The following is a 20,751-nucleotide window of genomic DNA, read 5'->3' on the forward strand; positions in this document are numbered from 1 at the left end:
TTTTTTTGGAAAACCCTTTCAAATCAGTGTCTTATTAATCAAGAAGACCCCGGTGCGGCGTTTTGTCTCGGGACACCATTCGTGAAAAAACTGAAATCAGGGCCCCTGCTTGTGCGTAGAGATCTCCTAACGGAGGGAAAATACCCACACTATTTTTGCTGGCTTTTTACCACGATTGATATAGCTATGAGGGGTAGCCGACACGAATTGGAAACTGTCGCCGCTGGCAACCGTGAAGAATTCGCCGTCAACTGTGAACTCAAGCTCGCCTTCCAGCATCAATCCACCCTGCTCCCCGACGTCTTTCATTTGGTCATCGCTGGACTTCGCGCCTGGTGCAACCTCGGTCATGAGCATGTGGAATTTTCCGGAAATGCTTGGTGACAGCAGTTCGTCGGAAATCCCACCTCGGTAGTCCAAGACGGAGCGCTCGGATCTTTTCACAAAAAAACGGTGAGACGGCTGTTCCTCTTCAGTTGTGAAAAAGCTTAGGTAGTCGACCTCCAGGAGCTCAGCGATAGCACCTATGTCTTCTATGCTGGGCCGAGAAAGCCCTCTTTCAATTTGGGATACGAAACCCACCGAGCGGCCAATGTGATCTGCTACCCGCTGAAGGCTGAGACCCTTTTTTTTACGCAGGTACTTGATCCTAAGACCTGCGACATGATCGTTCATTGGAAGCTCCGTAAGACAAGGTTAGGGTCTGATAGTCAGGCGCACGCAACCGCCAGCTAGCCCAAAAGTCGATTTTTTCTCTTAGCTGCGAACAATACAGGAACTGTCGAGAGTGAAAAACCACCGACTGATTTCATGAATATTCTTGATTTTTTTCAGCGGGAATTTCAGAGTGAAGGCCACCTTCGGTATGGAGCCTGATGCCACCTCAGCGCTGCCGCATTGATAGGAGGCCGTCGAGGGGGGCTGAAGCTGAATCGTCAAGCTCTTGATGCCCGCTGGCTCGCAGGTTCACCAAGGCCATTCCGCACCGTAGATCCGCAGTGGCATTACGGCGCATGACCACCTTCAATCGCTGAGGAAGAACTGGGCAATACAGAACGCTCAGTGCATGGATGGATCATCAGCGCTCAAGGAAAAGGTGGGTAGAGGATTAATGCTTTCGTGGACTTCTGATCAGGATCCATTGATGACGGCAGCATAGGTACGGTGAGGGCCATTGGCATCGGACGTAGGCATTGCAAAAGCCTTTGACGGGAAGACTGTTACGAATTTTCCTCTCAATAAACTTAGCCAAGTTGATCCGACGATGATCCTGGGCGATTAAACTGAGGTGCTTTGGATATGATAGAATCTCTCGCCACGATGAGCGCGCTCGTGACTGTGCTTGGACTCCCATTCGCTATTTTCTTATATTGGATGCAACGTACAAGAGCTCGCGAAGACGAGGACAGAGCAATCTACGAGAGCCTTACCTCAAGCTATAATGAGTTCTTAATACTGATTTTAAAAAACTCTGATCTTAAACTTCTAAGTCCTGATGAAAAAATCGAACTAACCGCAGACCAAGAAGAACGGTCAAGAGCGCTGTTCGAGCTCCTGGTGTCTCTATTCGAACAAGCTTACATTTTGTCTTATTCGAGAAAAATGTCGAAACACCAAATCAGAAGATGGGCAGCATGGGAAAACTACATGCGTCAGTGGTGCAGCAGAGACGATTTTTCCGATCGATTGGATAGTCTACTAGAGGGTGGCGACCCACGGTTCATCCAGTACATCAACGGTTTGAAAGACAACTCCCCCATCAAGTCGGCGTAGATCAATCTGGCCCAACTACCTTCCTCGCTTCGTATTTCCGAGCAGCATCGTTTGACTTGGGTGATGCACAACCGCGCCCGGTCACTGATTGGGTCAGCGCTTGTACGGAAAGCATCTCGTTCGTGAAAGGGTGGCTTGCTGACCGTCCGTGAAAAAACGACGCTTCATTTCATGAAAATTCTTGATTTTTTTCACGTCGGGTTTCACAGTGGCGCCATAACAACGTGAGGAGCGTGCAGCTCCTGCCACCCTGAGGTTCCCAGCCATGATGACAGATCCGCGATACGCCCTCCTTTTCGAACCCGTAAAAATCGGCCCAGTAACTGCCCCAAACCGCTTCTTCCAAGTACCTCATTGCAATGGCATGGGGCACGTTCGTCCAAATATGCTGGCAGCAATGCGAGGGATTAAAGCGGAAGGTGGCTGGGGATCGATCTGCACAGAAATCACCGACATCCACCCAACGTCTGACCAAGGCCCCTACGCTGAAGGAAGGCTCTGGGACGATGGCGATATCCCCGCTATCGCAGCCATGACCAAGGCAGTCCATGCTCACGGAGCCCTCGCCGGCATTGAGCTCGCACACCTTGGACTCGCATTCGGCAACCAAGACTCGCGCATGCCGCCTCTGGCCCCTTCGCATCGTTCCATCGTTTTGGAAGAGCCGATCCAGGCCCGTGGGATGTCGCTTCGCGACATCAAAGAGTTCCGCACCTGGCACCGCAATGCCGCATTGCGGGCAAAGAAAGCCGGATTCAACATCATCTATGTGTACGCGGCGCACAATCTATCGATACTGCAGCAGTTTCTCCTTCCACGCTACAACACCCGAACAGACCAATACGGCGGCTCGCTTGAAAACCGTGTGCGGCTCCTTCGAGAAGTGTTGGAGGATACCAAAGACGCCGTAGGTGACACTTGCGCCGTAGCGCTGCGTTTCTCGGTCGAAGAATTGCTCGGTGACGGCGGTATCCGCTTCGATGTGGAAGGACGTGAGATCGTTGAGATGCTCGCCGAGATTCCCGACCTCTGGGACGTAAACGTCAGTGATTGGGAGAACGACTCGTCACCTTCGCGCTTTGCTCAAGAAGGAAGCCAGGAGCCATACATCTCCTTCGTGAAGCGAGTGACCAGCAAGCCCGTGGTCGGCGTAGGCCGGTTCACCTCACCAGACACCATGGTTCGGTTGGTTAAATCGGGTGTCATCGACCTGATTGGGGCTGCACGCCCATCGATCGCAGACCCATTCCTGCCTAACAAGATCAAAGAAAACCGCCTCGAAGACATTCGTGAGTGCATCGGCTGCAATATCTGTGTTTCATCGGATCAGAATGGCGTACCAATCCGCTGCACCCAGAACCCTACCATGGGTGAGGAGTGGCGTCGGGGCTGGCACCCTGAACGCATGAATCCGAAAAAATCGGATGACGCGGTGCTTGTCGTTGGAGCCGGCCCTGCAGGCTTGGAAGCTGCCCGAGCGCTGGGTGAGCGAGGATATACCGTCGCGTTGGCGGAAGCCTCCACCGAATTGGGTGGGCGGGTAATGAAAGAAGGCGCGCTGCCAGGCCTGGCAGAATGGCGTCGCGTGGCCGACTACAGGATCCAACAACTGCTGAAGTCGACCAACGTAGATATCTACCGTGATAGCCCCCTGTCTGCCGAGGACGTCCTAGGCTTTGGGTTCCAGCACGTGTTGCTGGCAACCGGCGCTACGTGGCGAAACGACGGGGTGGGTCGCTCCCACTATCAGCCGTTGCCTGGGCTCGGTTCTATTCCCGTCTTTACACCGGACGACATCATGCGTGGCCATCTCCCCACCGGTGAGGTCGTGGTGTTTGATGACGACACCTATTATATGGGTGGCGTTATTGCAGAACTCCTAGCCAAGCAAGGTTGCACAGTCCGCGTGGTAACGCCATCCACCGTCGTCTCTCCATGGTCTTATTTCACATGGGAGCAACGTCGTACTCAGGTACGTCTCATGGAGCTTGGTGTAGACATCATTACCTGTCGAACCTTGACTGGCCTTTCAGACAATGGGGTCACAAGCGCGTGCACCTATACCGGCAAGGAAACCCACATACCCGGCAACGCAGTTGTTTTCGTCACTGAACGCACACCCAATGAGGGCCTGTATCTGGAGCTCAACGCTAACCAGGACGCCCTAAACGAAGCGGGCATCAAAACGGTGAGAGCCATTGGCGACTGCTTTGCGCCAGGAATCATTGCCAGCGCGGTGTACAGCGGTCATCTGGCTGCACGGGAACTTGAGGAAAGCGAAGAAGCTATCGCATTCCGTCGTGAAAGAATCATTGTCCAGTCGTGAGATGTAGAAATGAATATTAAACAAATTGAGGATGTTGTCTCCTTCTCCCGCTCCGGCGTTGAGCCCGCTCATGAGACTGTAAGCCATGAGAAAGTGCTCTCCGGCGAATACAGAGCTGCCACTTGGTTGCATTTTTCTGACGAGCAACGTGGCTTCATCTCGGGCGAGTGGGAAGCAGGAGCATGCCGCGAGAGCTTCGCCTCAGAGCAGGATGAGTTCTGCCACATCCTCGACGGGCATGTACGACTGACCGACGACCATGGGAACTCTGTTCATTACGGCCCGGGTGAATCCTTCGTAATTCCCGCCGGTTTCAGCGGTGTCTGGGAAAACATTGGCACTGTGAAAAAGCTGTTCGTCATCGCTTAAGACTGGGCCGCGCAACGCGGCTCCTACATCCAGACATGGCGCAGGCTCTGGGTGCTATCAGCTGGCGAGGTGACCATTCGTCGTCCCCTCGCCCAGCCATCGTGAAAATATTTGTTTTTATTCATGATAATTCTTGATTTTTTTCACGCCCCGTTCCACAGTGAGTCGATAAAAAGAGGCAAAGCCCCAGCTAAGAGGAAAGACTCATGAAGTCTGATCTTCTCAATAACTACCGCGCTTCAACGACCAGGCTCCCCGCTTCAGCGCCAGTGTCAACGCTCGACTGGAACAGGGCCACTCCTTCTCATTCATTGATCTCTTCCGCGTCAGTACACTCCTCGGATCATCCAGGCATGCCATGATGATGTGAGCTAACTTCTGCGTTGTCATTCTTTACTTATCACTTATCGCGCGCTAGGCACATAGCAACGATGAGATATAGAAGGAGACGAAAGATGAAAAATGCGTTGACTAGCCTCGCTATAGTTACTGCTATTCTTGCTCAACAGTCTGTTGCAGTGGCGCAAAAGAACACGACGAAGGTCGTGAATGTTTACAACTGGGGCGACTACATTGATCCGGGTATAAAGCAGTCGTTTGAGGAGAGCACAGGCATTAATGTTGTATATGATGTTTTTGACACCAATGAAACGCTTGAAGGTAAACTGCTCTCAGGAAACACCGGTTACGATGTTGTCGTTCCGTCGAACCAATTCTTAGCACGCCACATCCAAGCTGGCGTCTATAGAAAACTGGATAAAACTAAGATTCCGAATTTTAAATATCTCGATACGGAATTTCTCAACAAGCTGGAATCCAGTGACCCTGGCAACAATTATGGCGTGCCCTATCTGTGGGCATCAACGGGCCTGATTTACAACCCGCAGAAAGTCAGTGCGCTAATCGGCAGCAGCGGAATTGACTCTTGGTCAGCGGTTTTTGACGTAGTTACAGTAAAAAAACTCTCAAAATGCGGTGTTGCATTCTTAGACTCTCCTGACGAAGTCATCACATCAGCCTTGATTTATCTCGGACTGGATCCTAACACTTCAAAACCAGATGATTTCAAGGCAGCTGAGAACCTGCTGAAAAAAATTGCGCCTTATGTTACCTACTTCAATTCTTCTAAGCATGTTTCAGATCTTGCTAATGGGAACATCTGCATAGCAATAGGTTATTCAGGAGATGCTGGCATGGTCAACTCGCGTGCTCAGGAAGCTCGAAATGGCGTGCAGGTAAAGTTCACAGTCCCTAAAGAGGGTGCGAAGCTTAGCGTCGATATGCTGGCCGTGCCGGCAGACGCCAGGAACACCGACAACGCGGAGGCTTTCATAAACTACGTAATAGACCCTAAAAATATGGCTGCTACTACCAATTATGTTCACTTCCCGAATGCAGTGGCCGACGCCAAACAATTCATCGCTCCAGAGATTTTGCATGACACTGCAATATACCCTGATGCACAGACCATGGCACGGTTGGTGGTGGCCAAGATCCAGCCCCCTTCAGTCAACCGCCTTCAGACCAGAGCTTGGAACAAAATTAAGAGTGGCAAATAAGGAGGGTCTCTGACCAAGAGGCCATTAAGGACATGGATTTGAAATTTGAATTGACATGCCTTCTGAAACTCATTGACATCCACCTGCGCAAGGCTGCGCCGAATATCGCTCAAAAAATACAGCTCAATACAGCACGTTTAAATATCAAACCCCTGACAGAAAGTCGACTCGAAAATCAAAATTTCTGGGCGGCTAAGGCAGCCATAGGATCAGCAAGAAAACAACTCGCCAGCGTTCCCGAAAATATTAGACTCATGGCCAGCTGTATTTCTGTAGTCGCGCATGAACTGGACTGGTACAAAAAACCAAACACCGTTGACAACCCCGAGTTTCATGAGGGTCATTTCAATGCCATAATTTTTGGAACGAGGGGACTGGCAACTTGTGAAGATTTCATGCTCGGTATTACGGTGATGCAACCTCAGATTGTGTATCCAAAACATCGGCACAAACCTGAGGAGCTCTATATTGCGCTATCGGAAAGCGAATGGTGGCAACCGAACCAAAATTGGTTCGCACCGGGAGTCGGGGGGATTGTTCACAACCCATCAAATTCGCTTCATTCAATGCGTTCTGTCGGCACGCCACTCCTAGCACTTTGGCTCATGTACGGCGACCCCGATTTCGTCCCCGGAGCGGCCTAGCTCTACTATTCATTGATCAGTTGGAGTTTAAATGAAGTTTAAATCCATTCAGCATTCCGTGGCGATGCTGGCCGGGGTAAGTGTGCTCGCCGTTGCTGCTGCTCTAGTCATATATGCACTTCATGCAGGCTCCGAGACTAAGATTCTTGTAGAAAAAAGCACCGAAAAACTCTTAGAAAAATCCACGGAATCCCGACTCAGATCGCTGGCACTCGCGAAGGTAGCTCAAGTTCAAGCTGAACTGGCCCACCCCATGATGATTGCTAAAACGGTCGCTCAGACCAATGCTTCGCTAAGCACAGAGGAGGATGGTCAATCCGCATCCAATCAACGCTTGCGAAAGGAGATGACCAACCTCACCCACAAAATTTTGCTGGAAAATCCAGAGCTCATCGATCTGTATACCGCGTGGGAGCCGGGCGCCTTCGATCAGGAAAAGCTTGGCACCTCCGAAGCAGAGTCCAAGGGTTCAGGGAGGTTTACCCCCTGGTGGTACCGCGATTCCTCTGGACAACCTCAGCTTGCTACGCTCGGCGACGAACTCGAAAGCCAGAAGATGCTCTCTACGGGCGTACGCGAGGGTGAATACTACTTGTGTCCACGAGAAAGCCTCTCCACCTGCGCCATCGATCCGGCACCTTATGACGTTGCAGGTAAGCCGACCCTGATGTCCAGCTTCAATGCCCCTATCATCACTGACGGGAATTTCAGAGGTGTGGCAGGCGCGAGCTTATCGCTGGCGTTCATCCAACGTCTCATCACTCAGGCTAACCAGGAACTCTACGGTGGCGCCGGCAAGGTCGCGTTGCTGTCCAGTAACCGGCGCATCGTCGGGTTCAGCGCAGACGACAAGATTTTGGGTGGTGACAGCCGTGGAGTGCTCAGCGGCACCCTGCAAGATCTCGTTCAGATGGAGATGACTGACGACGGAGTCTTCAAGATTGATCGAGAGAACGGTCGTATCTATCTGTTGCAACCTTTCAGCGTAGAAGGCTCCAAACCTTGGCTGCTCGTGCTCGACCTGCCTATCGATGTGGTAATGGCTGACCTGCATGCATTAGAGAGCCAACTGAGTGAAAGGCGGGCAAACGACATCTGGGGGATGACCCTGGTAGGACTGACAGTCTCGCTGGCCGGCTTAGGGGTCATCTGGTTGATCAGCTTTGGCATCGCGCGACCAATGCGCCAGATGGTCGCAATGCTTGATGACATTGCCCAAGGCGAAGGGGATCTGACTCGCCGCCTGGTCTCCAGCAGAAGCGACGAACTCAGGGCGATAGCAGACGGGTTCAACGCATTCTTATCCAAACTTCAATCAACGATTCACCAAGTCACGTCATCTGTCAGTGGGCTGCGCAACTCCTCGCAGAGCACCGCCGATATTGCCGCACAGACAAGCTCAGAGGTGCAAAAGCAGCTCGCCGAGATTGAACTCGTGGCAACTGCAGTGCATGAGATGACTGCAACCGCCCAAGATGTTGCGCGTAACGCTAGCCTAGCCGCCCAAGCTGCTAATCATGCAGATGAGGCAGCTGCAGATGGAAAGCGCATCGTTCATTCCGCAGCAGAGGCCAGTGCTCAGCTTGCGCTGGAAATTCAAAAGGCCACACAGGTGGTTGAGCTTCTGGCAGATGAAAGCGAAAGCATCAGCGCCATCCTGGTAACCATCAGCGGCATCGCAGAACAGACAAACCTCCTGGCGCTCAACGCTGCAATCGAAGCCGCACGAGCTGGGGAACAGGGTCGAGGATTTGCGGTGGTAGCAGATGAGGTCAGGCACTTGGCCCAACGTACCCGAAAAGCGACTGACGAGATCCAAGCCATGATCTCCCAACTGCAGCAAGGAACCCAGCAAGTGGTAGAGGTCATGGCGCAGAGTCAAACCCGCACGGAGCTTACGCTTCGGCAGTCCGAGGACGCCCAGAAGGCACTGGATACAATAGCGCAAGCTGTATCGGTCATTAGCGACATGAATGCACAAATTGCCAGTGCCGCAGAGGAACAAAGCTCGGTGGCAGAGGAGATCAATCTGAATGTCAGCAATATCGGATCAGTAGCAAACTACGTTGCGAAAAATGCGGGAGCCGTATCACTGGCCAGCATCGAACTGTGGACATTGGCTGAAAATCAACATCGCCTGATGAATGTGTTCAAGATCTGAATAGACATTGCCACATAGATTTTCTCCCTTGAGTATATATAGAGCCACCCCTTGGGATCGCAACAGACGAGATCAAGGGAAGCTCATTTTTACACTGTACCTTATGGGAGTTTATGTGGAAGCGCCATGAAATCAGACCTGCACCGGCTTTATCGAAACCAGCTCAAAATAACGAAATTTATTATTTTTCGCCGCAGCCTTAGCTTCTGCTTCAGCAATCAAACTACTCAACGTATTTACCTCGTGGACAAATAGTTCCTGGGCCCCCTCGTAGGCCTTCGTGACGTGCAAAGTTACGCGCAACCTGGAAACAAGGGGCTTCGATGCTGGTGCCTGAGGAGATGGTGATAATTGGGACTTCGACTCTGGCTGCCGATCCGACTTGCCAACAGAGGTAATTGCTGTACCGAAGAGCGCGGCACGCATATCTTCCTCGCTGAGGGTATCGCTCATTTCTTTGACTTTCTCAAACTATCGTTTTCTGCCACTGGCGACTGTGCATCGGCAAGCCTGTAGCTTCACGCTTCAACTTCAGTTGCTCAATCATCCAGCGGCTGGACGATTCGAACTGTCGCATCATTTCCACGAAGTCTGCTTCAGTCAGCGCCGTGGGGGAACTGCCATCCTTCATGGTACTTCCAGAGGCATGCCCGGCTCATTGACCCTGTTCATTCGACAGCCCCATCATGCGCCTACATCTCCCCCAAAAAGAGCGTCTCGAAGAATGGGCGTATCGACCTCATCCTTGACCAGCCGGCGCAGTAGATAATGGATGAGGTGTGAGCGAAGCCGTGAGCGCAGTTCGAGACACGACTCGGAATCCCCAAAATGGCCTTTAGGCCAGCGCGAAATCAATTCTTGCTTCAAGACCTGCAGCGCTTGGATTCCAGCAGTGCTGGGGTACAGACGAGTCAAATCATCAAGTCCAGCAGTGCGCTTGTAGCCTGCCAACGCCTGGCCCAAAACTGCGCTCAACGAGTCGCCATAGACCTGCGACACCTTTTGCCACATGAGCTTTTCAACATCACCATCCAATGCTAATTCTCGCTTCTATTACGCCATCGCATCGTGTTGTGATCAGGGCGCAACGCGATCATCACACCTACCGAGACAGCCTGAGCATGCACATCGAATTTGAACTGAACCAAAACGATCTGGAAGCCCTATTAAGACACTGCGAGTCGTTTAAGCCAGCAAGCGGTGACAGCCGCGACGATCAACGCTTAGAGGACGCCTTGGAGGCCTTACAGGAGGCTCTACTGGTGGCCAATGGATCGCGATGACCTCGGGTCATCCATTGCACGTGATTATATCGGCAACCAGTGCCAATACCACCCACCCCGCCCTCTGAGAATGCTGGGCAACCTCATCCAAAGTCCCCCACGCGTCGGATGACCTGCGTGGGATTCCACGCGGACTCATTCCCACTCAAAAAAATGTGGATTGCAGGGTTGTTTGTATTCAAAGAGGCAGTAGGGCCTTACGGCCCCAAACGCCGATCCCCCTACCACCCCCGCCATGCGTGCCAGCAAGGCAACCAAGGACTCAAAACCTTGTGATCCAGAAGCCGGAAATATCAGAAGTAAAAGCCGGTGGTAGCCTGTGGGAAAAGCGGTGTCTGGGCCACTGCCGCTTTTCTCTTGCCCTCAAATAAAGAACTCCGTCGTCCTTTAAAATTTTCAAGGGGGTGGGGTACGAAAAAAACCTGAAATTGACATGAAATGTCGCAAAACCATACGTTAGTCTGACGCTGCCCGCACAAGGCTGCATTTCATCGATCTCTGAAAAGGTCGTTACCCCTCCCCTAATTGGGTTTCAATAACAATGTGTCCGGGACGGTCGTCCCGGTATTTGGGTGAGCCAAAGGGATGCCTGAGCTATCAACTGAACGAGCTAGCTGGCCGCCGTTCAGGATGCTTACCACTCACCAGTAAAGTCGTGCCCGATGACCCTGTCAGTGAATTGCATGAGGTCGCTGATCTGCCCCAAACCTGACCGGTCTAAGTGGTACCCCATTATTCCCACACTGCCAGGGCCATCTCTGTCGCATTTTCTCGAGTCACCAATCATTACCACCCGCCCATCTCCAGCGTTGCGATGACCGGCCTCCACGCCCATCTCTCGGCATACGGCCAAATAGATTTCAGGGGTGGGTTTCATGATTGCAAGCTCATAACTGAAAGCGTGGCACTGCACGTGCGGAAAGGCCTTCCTGATCACAGAGCCGAAGGGCTGGGCGAGGTTCGAACAGATGCCAATGATCACCCCAGATTCCTGGAACTTGGCAATCGCCTCAAGAGCATCTGGGTAAGGCTCGACGGATGCCAGTTCCTTCCCTAACGCATCGTTCAGCTCGGCTCGCTTAGAGGGAGAAAGCTCAATACTCAGATGATCAGCCATCTGATCAAAAGTGAGATTTGCCGTCATCGCGAAATGAGCGCTGTTGGGTGTGAGCAACACCCCCTGTCGCCGACCTTCTCTGAACAGAGCACCATAAGGGTTGGTGCGTTCACGGATGCGAACGATGGTACCAAATGCATCAAATATGGCGGCTGAAATCATGAAGCTCCTCCTGACCGACCTGACTCAAATTCCACGACTACCCGGAGCAACCAGTTGTAGAACGGTATCCGAATCTGTTCTGCCAATCCTTTCAGTCGAGACGTGACCCTCAGTCAACTTAGGGCTGTAAACCGATTTTCCGACTTGAAAACTGCCATGGTTAACAGGTCAAAAAACAGGTTTCATCTTTCTGAGATGCCTATTTTCCGGGCCGTACGGCAAAAAGGCCAGGCGATCATGAGCCTGATATTTGCTCCAGAATTGGAGAGCAGGACATTGCTGGCGAGCAGCATACATGACCGCTTGCCCTCCCCTGCCAACGCCTCAATGACCATCGAGGAAGAGTTCAAATCCATCCTGAATCAGGTATCAACAGTTCATAGGCAGTGATCCGGACACCGCCTGCGCGAACGCGATTGCCTCATACAGGGGCATACAGGCCCCGCCCTAAAGCGCCCCAAGACTCATGATCCGGATCATTTCATGGACTGGCATGAGTGCTGGCCTCATCGGCTTCCAGCCAATTCACAACGACGTAATGATCACGGCCACTAATGCTCCGGAGCAATACGAAGCCCTGCTGCTCAGCGATAGCCTTGGCCGGCGGAGTGGCGACGGTCTCTCCGTCCTCAATCAGACCCGCACGATCCGAGAAAGCCATAGCCGAGTATCGCGCTCCTACTCTCGCAACATCGGTAAGGTACGCATCGATAACAACGCCCCACTTGATTCGCTTCGCAGCTAAGACTTGTAGAGGGATGGGAGTTACGTCACCCGCCGAGCTCCTCGCTACTTTCGACACTTCAAATCTCCAGAATCTTGCTAGGGTCAAAGCCCGTTTCTTCGGACGGATATCCCCGAGGGTTCGAGATCAACCGGCACTGCCCAAAAAACTGATCGAGCGAATGGTGGGTATGCCCGAAGATCCAGACGTCGGCTTGGTCAACTAACTGGTGCCAGCGGTTGAAATAGCCGGCGTTCAAATGTCCTGAATGCTCTGACCCAGAGGCCTCTGGGATGGGGCAATGATGGGTGATGACTACCGTCTTGCCGGCATAGGGAATCGCGAGTTGCTCGCACAGAAACTCGTAAGTTGTTCGATTTTTCTCAATGAGATCCGCAGGCCGGATGCGACGGTATTCGCTACCCGTACGGATCATTCGAAAGTCATTCAGCTCCCGCACGCTTGCGCTGGAAGCAGCCATCACATCACCTGTTCCAGAGAAATCAGTCCAAGCGGTCGCAACAAGAAATCGGACACCGTCCGACGTCCAGACCTGGTTGTCCAGGACATGGACATGCGAGGCTGCTGCTGCCTCCATTTTTTCGCGAGTACGAGTGAGATGGCCTTTGTAGAACTCATGATTACCGCTGCAATAAATCACATCACTCGTGAACGCGTCATTTGCCCACTTCACCCCTCGGTGCAGGAGATCGATATCTCCAGCCAGGACGACCAGGTCAACGTTGATATCGGGTGGGGCGAAGCAGTCGAATTCGTTGTGCAAATCCGAGTAAATCAAAATCTTCATTGGGGAACCCTTTGCCTCCCAGGAAACGGGCTGGAATGGCATTCCTGGCCAACCTCAGAACCGCCACTCGGCGGTTTATGGGTCTTCTAATTGACGGTTTTTCGCTATATTGAATCTGGGTAGACTGACTGTGATCAACGGGGCGAGTGCGTGCTTAGTAGCCGTAGCCAAGCCTGTAAGCGCCATGGACAAAAAACCATCTAACGAGACCAACCCTCGCTAACACTTATTCCGTGCTGAGAAAAATCCTGCAACAATTGCTTTCGACTCAAAATTGCCGGAATTTTAAAAATTTGCTTATACGCTTGATAAAAGCCCAATGGGATCAATAACAGCCCGAGCCCGTACGTGGCGATTGCCACTATGATACCTACGGGAATCGCAGCGATACCGCACAGAACCCCAGCCCACAACCCAGATCGCGACAACTCGCGAACCTCATCCAGATCATATTCGACCTTTCCCGCTTTGGTCTCAAAAGCTACCAGAACCACCGCTGACTTATGGATATTCTTGATAAACCAAACTTTTGGAGTATCGCGGACGAACGCCCCCTTACTCTCAAGATACTTAGGAACAATCAGATCTTTGTAATAAAAGACCTTGCCGTCCTCGTCCTCTAGCCGAACCTTTTTATACAAATTTGCACAGCTTTGGGATGAGTGGAATTCAAAATTCTTAACTACGACAGTTACTTTCTTCAGCTTTGACATCCTGGCTTTCCCTAGTGCCTAACCTGTTCATAAAGCAATTTAAATCTTTATTGCGCCTCCGCACGAACCCGCGAAGGCAACGCCACCACGGGCCATGGCAACCATCGCAGGCATATTGCTCAAGCGCCGCTCTGTGCGGCATGCCAAAAGCTAGCCGTGACGGCAACGTAAAGCCCATACGACTCAATATATAGATTTGTTCGAGCGCAGGCAAACGAGGCATACCGTCTGTTTTTGAGAAGGCCAAATGTCGATTCAAAATGGCTTCGCCGCCGCGCTGCGCGTGATCCGCCTGGCCAAAGGTTTGACGCAAAAGGATCTCAGCGGCACGGTTGCTGCGTCGCATGTCAGCCAGCTAGAAAGCGGGAAGACCAGCCCAACACTCAAGGTTGCAGCAGACCTAGCCTATATGCTCGACCTATCCCCTTCCGCTCTAGTAGCCGTTGCCACAGCCTCTGACTCTCAGGACTCGCCCAGGTCTGTGCTGATGCAGGCAATCAGCGAATTAGAACTCCTTGAGTTGGCTGATCAGATTCCACCGGCATCTGCAGAGGCCGTAGATAGCACACACCCAACGAGCATTCGCGCTGCAGCTACGCGCGCGGATGTGCAGATGCTCAAAAGCCAGGGGCTGACGCAGGTTGAGGCAGCGAAGCAATTAAGGCTCCCAAGATCCACCGTTCAGCGGCATTGGCATGAGCTTTGAGCAAGATGTGGGGCTGAGATGATTTCGGGCGTGCTGACAGGCGCCGATTCTGACGCGATTTACTAGGCACCAAACCCGTGTTCTATACGCCCTATCAGATCCATGACTTGTTCAATATCCGCCTCTGCTGGACGCTTGTCGCCTAGCGCACGCGCTGGGGTGGTCAGCCATTTTTTCGCTTGAGTCGCGCTACCGAAAACACCAATAGCTGCCGTCAGCACATTGGGGTCAATCTGATCCACGGATTCGTCCAGTATGGCGTCTCGGTTTTCTCCAAGGCCCTGCTCACCTTCATGATACCGGGCGACAGCTTCAGCTATGGCGTTTTCTAAGACGGCGGAGAGGTTCAGATCGATGGCCGCTGCCCTGTCCAGCAGGTCGCCGTTAACAAGAAGCTTGACTGCCTGTTTGGGGGCATTTGGGTCGTATCCGAGTGGCATGGCTTATCTCCTATAATGCGCAGAGCGAATGGGCTGTCCTACTCGAAGCTCCAAGCCTGTAAAGCCCCCGGAAGTGAATGCTAGCTTGCCATTAAAACTCCCCGTGCGTAACGGGTCAGATTCCAGCCTACGCCTCAACGCCCAAGTCCATGACCTGAATAGTCGTCATTGATCGTCACCATGAGTGACTACACTCGATGACGGACGACACTCGACGGCATTTTTGGGAGCACAACCCTGCAGGATAGCATCACACCAGCCACCATCTACTCAGCCTCAGACCCACGTTTCGCAGGGCGTTTCCCAGACTCCGAGCATGACGAGCTTTGGCTCGCTGACATTAAGGCTTGCGAGCCTGGAGGAGCATGCCGGGTTTTCAAGGATGTATTGTTTGTGGAGTCTCAGCAGGCGGCTTACCTCTACGGCCTGGAACATGAAGATGGTCGGCCCAAGGGGCTCAAATCAGAGGTGGCAGACACACAGCAACTCTTCGTCGAGTTTGTGCGAGAGCAGACTGAGCTCACGCTGGCCAGGATGGGTCTGCTCGCCCCCGTCTTCGATGGAGCAGAGTATGCCTGCCAGGCTAGGGTCACGGCGGCTTACATGATCCACCGTGAAAATCTTCGGTACTTGGCCTTCGGCTACCGCAATCGCGACGGTGACTACGTCAGAGAGAAACTTGAAGACCCTGAGGACTGGCTTGATAACGCACGGGCTATACGGCCTTTTGACGAGTTGGACACGTCCCGGGCGTAAGCTGGGGACATGGTGCGATGGGGTGTCCCGGGTGGATTGCATTCTGGAGCCGGAGAGGTTGCAATTTTAAACTGCTATTACCCCCTACCCCGTCTTGACAACCTTGGTGCGCGCCATGACTACCGTCCTTTACTACCCTGCGCATGATGCTGTCCGAACGCGATGCAGTTCGAGGGCCCTCGATCCTCCAGAAAGTTTCATACCCCTCGATATGACGGCTGGCCTTCTCGGACGCAGGCACCTTTTCAGTCCACGTAATGTGCCAGTAGCAAGAGGTTATTGTACGGGCGATCGCAACATAAGCTGTCCGCAGACTCAACCAATCACACCGTGAAAGCCATGACTCAACATTCGGAAGCCGAGCCTGCTATAAATTGGCTCCACCGGACGTTCAGAGAATGTGATTGAAGGTCGCACCATGAATCCGGCAGGCATGCCCCAAGGCGCACACAAGGAGTGAACATGGCTTTCAAGATCCCCACTACAGGTACTTCTGTTCCTGACTCGCCGGATAAGCTTTTCCGGGAGCTACCTCGAAGAAAATTCCCGGACGTCCTGCCTCACCAGGCCCAGATGATGCAGGCCTATGCTGCAAAAGCTGTCAACGCCGAGGATGTAGCATTGCAGCTGCCTACAGGTAGCGGAAAGACCTTGGTGGGGCTACTGATCGCAGAGTGGCGCCGTCGCAAGTACAGGGAACGCGTAATCTACCTCTGCCCCACCAAGCAACTGGTCTATCAGGTAGCCGAAGAAGCAGAGAAAAAATATGGCCTTTCGGTGTCAACTTTTGTGGGCAGCAAGAGAGATTTCACCCCTGCATCCAAAACGGATTACCTCCAAGCGCAAAAAATTGCAGTCACCACCTATTCAGCTTTATTCAATACAAATCCATTCTTCAATCAAGCCGACATCATCTTTGTTGACGATGCACACGCCAGTGAAAACTATATCGCGCATCTATGGACGCTGCGCGTTAACCGCCTCGAAGGGCGGTACGCAGCATTGCATCAAGCTCTTAGCAATGCTTTCGCACCCTACCTGACCGCCACAGACCTCTCGCGCCTGAGAGGCGTCTGGGAAGACGTGGTAGACCGTAACTGGGTCGAGAAAATTGCCACGCCCACGGTGGTGAAGCTTACACCCCAGATCATTGAGATTCTGGATGCCCATACCCAGGACACCGACCTTGCCTATTCATGGTCACTGATCCGTAGCCACCTTGACGCCTGCCACGTCTACCTATCTTCCCAAGAGATAATGATCAGGCCTCTCCTGCCACCTACATTCTCTCATCCCGCATTTGGCCACGCTAAGCAACGGATATACATGTCCGCAACCCTAGGTGCGGGAGGAGACTTGGAACGGCTCACTGGCCGCAAAAAAATCATGCGTCTCCCTGCACCAGACGGTTGGGACACCCAAGGTGTTGGCCGCCGCTTCTTCATTTTTCCAGAGATGTCCCTTACCGCAGAGGAGACTGTACAGCTTAGATGTGAGCTGATGCGACGAGCTAGTCGCAGCGTTGTACTTGTGCCGAGCGATAAAGCAGCCGCGCAGGTTGCTGAGGAAGTTAATAAAAACCTCAAATTTAGAGTATTCCACGCAACGGATATTGAAGAATCTAAAGCTGACTTCACGCTGGCTAAAGAAGCGGTAGCCGTCGTTGCAAACCGATATGACGGGATCGACTTCGCTGGGGATGAATGCCGCCTGCTATTCATTGAAGGCCTTCCCAAAGCGATGAATGCGCAAGAGCGATTCCTGATGACCCGGATGGCTGCTAACGCGCTCTATAACGAACGAATCCAGACTAGGGTGGTTCAGGCTATCGGGAGATGTACCCGCTCCCTTGAAGATTATTCTGCAGTGGTAGTTTCCGGCGATGAGCTACCTGACTATCTGGCAGACTTGCGCCGTCGACCATTTTTCCACCCGGAACTCCAGGCAGAAATCAGCTTTGGGGCAGAGCAGTCCCGAGGCACTGAACTTGCCGACATAATCGAGAATTTCGAAATCTTCCTGGCAAACGGCAGGGACTGGGAACAGGTCAACCGACTGATCCTTGATGAGCGCGATCGCACTCAGCAGACGTTCTTGCCAGCGATCGCAGAGTTGGAGAATGCCGTCGGAGCTGAAATCGATTACCAGACTGCGCTTTGGAACCATAATTATGACGAGGCAGTTGGTGCCGCTGAGCGCGTTTTAGGGATCCTAACCTCTGCTGATCTGCGAGGTTACCGAGCGCTTTGGAACTACCTTGCTGGTTCGACGTGCTACCTCGGTGCGCAGGCTGGTAACTCCTCTATGGCAGCAAAGTCACGACAGTATTTCAGCGATGCGCACAAGTGTGCTCCCACTATCCCATGGCTCACAGCGTTTGCTCGCCGTGAGGTCAGTGAAGCAGTCAGTGTTCAGGAAGATGATATTGCTCTTCAACGCCAGGTCGAGCGATTGGGCGCTGAACTAACTCGACTTGGCGCCACCCATGATCGTGATTTTGCCAAGCTAGAGATGTCCATCCTAGATGGGCTTCGACATCCCGACACGTTCGAGCAAGCGCAAAAAGACCTTGGGGGGCTTTTAGGCTTCAATGCAGGAAAGGTTGAAAGTGACGGCTCGCCGGATCCATGGTGGATTTGTGATACCAAGTGCATTGTCTTCGAGGACTACGTCAACACCACAGATGGAACGTTGCACGTGAACAAAGCAAGGCAAGCTACCTCTCACCCGGATTGGATGCGAGCAAACGTCAGCGAATCCTCACAGTGCGAATTCCTCACAGTACTAGTTACCCCTGCGACCAAGATCAGCCACGCGGCACTGGTTCACGCTGCTGGCTTGCTGTATTGGGAGCTCGGTAATTTTTGCAATTTTGCAGCGCATGCTCTCCAAGTCGTGCGCAAGCTCAGATCAAGCTTCTTTGAGCAGGGTGACTTAGTCTGGCAAGCACAGGCGATGGACGTACTAAAGCAGCAGGCGGTCGACTTCGCGTCTATCTGCCGACATGTCCAAGCCACCCCGGTCGAACAGCGCATGCAAGCCGTTTAGCCCAGCAGAAACTAGCCATACGGGAGCAGGCAAAGCACCTCTCGTATGGTCATTCACGCCTTTGAAGTAAAACAGGCTTGCGAGACTGCTCTCGACCCGAGAGCCACCCAGCCCATGCCAACCGTCTTCCACAGGTTGGCGAGACGATAGCTAAGTAATTTCTCTTTGCGCTTCATCTGCCATGGCCAACGCAAACGAACCCTCGCCCTCGGCTGATGAAGTCACAAATCGCGGGGCACCCCTGTTTACACGAAACTTTTCAAGGGTATAATCCCGCCATCCGAAACCTGAGATCCTTTACATGACCAAAACCCGCCAACCCACCATTCCCGAATTATTGATTCACCACGTCCCTCGAAACCTTGTCATGGGTGCCGAGGATGCCTGCGAGGCAGGTGCGCTTCGTGCCTACTTGGATACGAAGGACATGGACAGTAATCATCGGAAGAATGCGCTAGGGCAGATGCGGGCTTTCCACATGAACGAGTCTTTTGAGGAGATGCTGCGTGCCGCCGACGCAGTCCATACGCCCCTCAAAGGCAATGGCGTCGTGCTAGGCCACGCCGGCATCTTCAAGTTCGGTCGGGTAAATATGTCGTCCACCCTGTGGAACAACATCCGGCGCGGCGCCACCCGTCGTCAACTCGCGGAGGCGAATCAGGCCATGACGCAACTGGTTCAGCCATCGCTGTTTGCTCCGGAACCTATCACCTCCGGTACGTTTTTTTTCGTTGCGTGCTTCACCGGATCGCTCACCAATCAGCCGGAACGCCCTATAGAAATCCACATCGCGGTACCGGATGCGGAAATGAAGGGCTGGCTTTTCCGGGAGCCGTTGACTAAGTTCCTGGCTCGCTACGACGAAACACCTCAGCAAGTCGACTTGGCCATGCCAAAGCTCAAAACAGGTGTGCTGGAAACGGGCCTTCTCGAAACAGGAAAAGATACAGAATCATGAGTCGTGGAATTACAGGGTTTGAGCCGGGCCGGCTTGTACAGGCGCTCTCGGCTCGCGGCCTTTCTCAAGTCGCACTGGCGAGCATGGTCGGGGTTTCCCCTGCCACCATGAGCAAGTGGAAAAGCGGGCAGCAGTCACCCGAAGCCGAAGCATTGGCTAACCTTTCTAAAGTCATCAATGTGGCCCCGGAGTGGTTTACCCGCCCTTTACCTGAGAAATGCTCTCTCCCCTTGTTCCGAAGCAATGCCTCGGCGCATGCCAGCGCCCGAATGATGCTTGAAGCCCGCCTAGAATGGGCCCAGGATATCGCACTCGCGCTGGGCGAGTTCGTGGATTTCCCTGATGTGAACCTGCCCAAGCGCACGTTCACGGATCCGGAACAGATCACCAGTGCCGATATCGAAGAAGCTGCTGATGAATGTCGCGAGCTTTGGGGACTAGGTCGACGTGCGATACCTGACCTTGCAATGGCGGTCGAAGGCGCTGGCGTAATATTGGTACGTGAAGAAACTGGCGTCGCAACTATCGAGGGACTGTCAGCGTGGAGTCAGGTGCTGAACCGTCCGCTCGTGCTGCTTTCCGCTGACAAGCAAAATGGCTTCCGCAGCCGCTTCGACTTGGCTCACGAGCTTGGTCATCTGATCCTCCACAAAGGAATTGAGCGGTCGACTGACCCTGTTCGCCACAAAGTGATGGAAGATCAGGCACACCGTTTCGCTGGTGCCTTCCTGCTCCCTGCAGAGACATTCGCCTCGGAAGTCAGGAGCCCCGTCACCCTGGACAGCCTCCTACTGCTCAAGCAGCGCTGGGGTGTTTCTGTAGCTGCAATGGTTATGCGCTTGTGGGCGTTGAACGTAATCGATGATGACGCGAAAAGCCTACTCTTCAAGCGTCGCTCAGCCCGTTGGGGGGTAAAGGCAGAGCCCGGTGATGAGGGGCGCGCTCCTGAGCAACCGCGCCTTCTCAAACGCACCATCGAGTTGTTGGCCTCTTCAGGCGTCTTACCTGTGAACGGAGTCGCTGGCTACATTGGCCTGGCGGCAATGGATATCGAGATGCTGACAGGCTTGCCGAGCCGCTACCTCAGTGGCAACGCTGAAGTAGTGCACTTGGCCAAGCTCAAGAACAACGGTAGTTCCGTGACCGCTACGCACAAAACGCGAGATGCAGGAGTTGTGGTGCCATTCAATCGCGGTAGATGATT

General features: G+C 53.0%; 19 protein-coding genes and 1 pseudogene. 12 read left to right on the top strand and 8 right to left on the bottom strand.

Translation table 11 applies throughout. From position 1 onward, the window contains the following. Nucleotides 1–126: 126 nt before the first annotated feature. A complete protein-coding gene (locus AC58X1_RS08105) occupies nucleotides 127–675 on the bottom strand; it encodes a helix-turn-helix domain-containing protein (protein ID WP_497428636.1) in 549 nt (182 codons plus the stop codon). Nucleotides 676–1,299: 624 nt separating this feature from the next. Between AC58X1_RS08105 and AC58X1_RS08110 the strand changes: the two genes are divergently transcribed. The 7 genes and pseudogenes from AC58X1_RS08110 to AC58X1_RS08140 all read left to right on the top strand — a co-directional run bounded on the left by AC58X1_RS08110 (nucleotide 1,300) and on the right by AC58X1_RS08140 (nucleotide 8,832). Continuing rightward, nucleotides 1,300–1,773, top strand: a complete 474-nt coding sequence (locus tag AC58X1_RS08110; protein ID WP_497428637.1) for a hypothetical protein — start codon at nucleotides 1,300–1,302, stop codon at nucleotides 1,771–1,773. Nucleotides 1,774–2,038: 265 nt separating this feature from the next. Next, complete coding sequence (locus AC58X1_RS08115; protein WP_497428638.1) at nucleotides 2,039–4,099, top strand: oxidoreductase; 2,061 nt, start codon at nucleotides 2,039–2,041, stop codon at nucleotides 4,097–4,099. A gap of 9 nt (nucleotides 4,100–4,108) precedes the next feature. Then, nucleotides 4,109–4,468, top strand: coding sequence for a cupin domain-containing protein (locus tag AC58X1_RS08120; RefSeq protein WP_497428639.1), 360 nt, complete (start codon nucleotides 4,109–4,111; stop codon nucleotides 4,466–4,468). Between the two features lie 455 nt (nucleotides 4,469–4,923). Continuing rightward, a complete protein-coding gene (locus tag AC58X1_RS08125) occupies nucleotides 4,924–6,027 on the top strand; it encodes a polyamine ABC transporter substrate-binding protein (RefSeq protein ID WP_497428640.1) in 1,104 nt (367 codons plus the stop codon). A gap of 32 nt (nucleotides 6,028–6,059) precedes the next feature. Next, nucleotides 6,060–6,671, top strand: a complete 612-nt coding sequence (locus tag AC58X1_RS08130; protein WP_497428641.1) for a dimethylsulfonioproprionate lyase family protein — start codon at nucleotides 6,060–6,062, stop codon at nucleotides 6,669–6,671. Between the two features lie 1,180 nt (nucleotides 6,672–7,851). Further along, a pseudogene (locus AC58X1_RS08135) lies at nucleotides 7,852–7,974 on the top strand (HAMP domain-containing protein); the annotation flags it as partial. A gap of 144 nt (nucleotides 7,975–8,118) precedes the next feature. Further along, nucleotides 8,119–8,832 (top strand): methyl-accepting chemotaxis protein, encoded by a 714-nt coding sequence (locus AC58X1_RS08140; RefSeq protein WP_497428781.1) that lies wholly within the window; start codon nucleotides 8,119–8,121, stop codon nucleotides 8,830–8,832. A 132-nt stretch (nucleotides 8,833–8,964) separates the two neighbouring features. Here the strand turns inward: AC58X1_RS08140 and AC58X1_RS08145 are convergent, their stop codons facing one another. The 6 genes from AC58X1_RS08145 to AC58X1_RS08170 all read right to left on the bottom strand — a co-directional run bounded on the left by AC58X1_RS08145 (nucleotide 8,965) and on the right by AC58X1_RS08170 (nucleotide 13,639). Next, nucleotides 8,965–9,285, bottom strand: coding sequence for a hypothetical protein (locus AC58X1_RS08145; protein WP_497428642.1), 321 nt, complete (start codon nucleotides 9,283–9,285; stop codon nucleotides 8,965–8,967). Between the two features lie 13 nt (nucleotides 9,286–9,298). After that, a complete protein-coding gene (locus tag AC58X1_RS08150) occupies nucleotides 9,299–9,463 on the bottom strand; it encodes a hypothetical protein (protein WP_497428643.1) in 165 nt (54 codons plus the stop codon). A gap of 53 nt (nucleotides 9,464–9,516) precedes the next feature. After that, nucleotides 9,517–9,867, bottom strand: a complete 351-nt coding sequence (locus AC58X1_RS08155) for a hypothetical protein (RefSeq protein WP_497428644.1) — start codon at nucleotides 9,865–9,867, stop codon at nucleotides 9,517–9,519. An 882-nt stretch (nucleotides 9,868–10,749) separates the two neighbouring features. Beyond that, the gene (locus tag AC58X1_RS08160) at nucleotides 10,750–11,394 is read right to left on the bottom strand and encodes an HAD family hydrolase (protein WP_497428645.1); all 645 of its coding nucleotides are present in this window, start codon (nucleotides 11,392–11,394) and stop codon (nucleotides 10,750–10,752) included. 803 nt (nucleotides 11,395–12,197) lie between these two features. Beyond that, the gene (locus tag AC58X1_RS08165; protein ID WP_497428646.1) at nucleotides 12,198–12,926 is read right to left on the bottom strand and encodes a metallophosphoesterase; all 729 of its coding nucleotides are present in this window, start codon (nucleotides 12,924–12,926) and stop codon (nucleotides 12,198–12,200) included. 200 nt (nucleotides 12,927–13,126) lie between these two features. Next, on the bottom strand, nucleotides 13,127–13,639 hold the full coding sequence (locus AC58X1_RS08170) for a hypothetical protein (protein WP_497428647.1): 513 nt from the start codon (nucleotides 13,637–13,639) through the stop codon (nucleotides 13,127–13,129). 247 nt (nucleotides 13,640–13,886) lie between these two features. Here AC58X1_RS08170 and AC58X1_RS08175 point away from each other — a divergent pair, with 247 nt between their 5' ends. Further along, complete coding sequence (locus tag AC58X1_RS08175; protein WP_497428648.1) at nucleotides 13,887–14,345, top strand: helix-turn-helix domain-containing protein; 459 nt, start codon at nucleotides 13,887–13,889, stop codon at nucleotides 14,343–14,345. A 62-nt stretch (nucleotides 14,346–14,407) separates the two neighbouring features. On the opposite strand, the gene AC58X1_RS08180 is transcribed toward AC58X1_RS08175, so the two are convergent. Further along, nucleotides 14,408–14,785, bottom strand: coding sequence for a type II toxin-antitoxin system CcdA family antitoxin (locus AC58X1_RS08180; protein ID WP_497428649.1), 378 nt, complete (start codon nucleotides 14,783–14,785; stop codon nucleotides 14,408–14,410). Nucleotides 14,786–15,178: 393 nt separating this feature from the next. Here AC58X1_RS08180 and AC58X1_RS08185 point away from each other — a divergent pair, with 393 nt between their 5' ends. From AC58X1_RS08185 to AC58X1_RS08200, 4 genes are all read left to right on the top strand, one after another. Continuing rightward, nucleotides 15,179–15,541, top strand: coding sequence for a hypothetical protein (locus AC58X1_RS08185; RefSeq protein ID WP_497428650.1), 363 nt, complete (start codon nucleotides 15,179–15,181; stop codon nucleotides 15,539–15,541). A gap of 462 nt (nucleotides 15,542–16,003) precedes the next feature. Beyond that, nucleotides 16,004–18,589 (top strand): DEAD/DEAH box helicase, encoded by a 2,586-nt coding sequence (locus AC58X1_RS08190; RefSeq protein ID WP_497428651.1) that lies wholly within the window; start codon nucleotides 16,004–16,006, stop codon nucleotides 18,587–18,589. A 301-nt stretch (nucleotides 18,590–18,890) separates the two neighbouring features. After that, on the top strand, nucleotides 18,891–19,547 hold the full coding sequence (locus tag AC58X1_RS08195; RefSeq protein ID WP_497428652.1) for a hypothetical protein: 657 nt from the start codon (nucleotides 18,891–18,893) through the stop codon (nucleotides 19,545–19,547). Continuing rightward, nucleotides 19,544–20,749, top strand: a complete 1,206-nt coding sequence (locus AC58X1_RS08200; protein ID WP_497428653.1) for an XRE family transcriptional regulator — start codon at nucleotides 19,544–19,546, stop codon at nucleotides 20,747–20,749. Before AC58X1_RS08195 ends, AC58X1_RS08200 begins: the two co-directional genes overlap by 4 nt. Nucleotides 20,750–20,751 lie beyond the last annotated feature (2 nt).

Source organism: Pseudomonas sp. PGPR N4, from assembly GCF_059693665.1.

Bases quoted from the DNA above. Each gene is read 5' to 3' on its own strand.
- AC58X1_RS08190 (WP_497428651.1), top strand. From the start codon at position 16,004: ATGGCTTTCAAGATCCCCACTACAGGTACTTCTGTTCCTGACTCGCCG.
- AC58X1_RS08165 (WP_497428646.1), bottom strand. From the start codon at position 12,926: ATGAAGATTTTGATTTACTCGGATTTGCACAACGAATTCGACTGCTTC.
- AC58X1_RS08120 (WP_497428639.1), top strand. From the start codon at position 4,109: ATGAATATTAAACAAATTGAGGATGTTGTCTCCTTCTCCCGCTCCGGC.
- AC58X1_RS08160 (WP_497428645.1), bottom strand. From the start codon at position 11,394: ATGATTTCAGCCGCCATATTTGATGCATTTGGTACCATCGTTCGCATC.
- AC58X1_RS08200 (WP_497428653.1), top strand. From the start codon at position 19,544: ATGAGTCGTGGAATTACAGGGTTTGAGCCGGGCCGGCTTGTACAGGCG.
- AC58X1_RS08130 (WP_497428641.1), top strand. From the start codon at position 6,060: ATGGATTTGAAATTTGAATTGACATGCCTTCTGAAACTCATTGACATC.
- AC58X1_RS08110 (WP_497428637.1), top strand. From the start codon at position 1,300: ATGATAGAATCTCTCGCCACGATGAGCGCGCTCGTGACTGTGCTTGGA.
- AC58X1_RS08180 (WP_497428649.1), bottom strand. From the start codon at position 14,785: ATGCCACTCGGATACGACCCAAATGCCCCCAAACAGGCAGTCAAGCTT.
- AC58X1_RS08150 (WP_497428643.1), bottom strand. From the start codon at position 9,463: ATGAAGGATGGCAGTTCCCCCACGGCGCTGACTGAAGCAGACTTCGTG.
- AC58X1_RS08170 (WP_497428647.1), bottom strand. From the start codon at position 13,639: ATGTCAAAGCTGAAGAAAGTAACTGTCGTAGTTAAGAATTTTGAATTC.
- AC58X1_RS08195 (WP_497428652.1), top strand. From the start codon at position 18,891: ATGACCAAAACCCGCCAACCCACCATTCCCGAATTATTGATTCACCAC.
- AC58X1_RS08125 (WP_497428640.1), top strand. From the start codon at position 4,924: ATGAAAAATGCGTTGACTAGCCTCGCTATAGTTACTGCTATTCTTGCT.
- AC58X1_RS08175 (WP_497428648.1), top strand. From the start codon at position 13,887: ATGTCGATTCAAAATGGCTTCGCCGCCGCGCTGCGCGTGATCCGCCTG.
- AC58X1_RS08115 (WP_497428638.1), top strand. From the start codon at position 2,039: ATGATGACAGATCCGCGATACGCCCTCCTTTTCGAACCCGTAAAAATC.
- AC58X1_RS08105 (WP_497428636.1), bottom strand. From the start codon at position 675: ATGAACGATCATGTCGCAGGTCTTAGGATCAAGTACCTGCGTAAAAAA.
- AC58X1_RS08145 (WP_497428642.1), bottom strand. From the start codon at position 9,285: ATGAGCGATACCCTCAGCGAGGAAGATATGCGTGCCGCGCTCTTCGGT.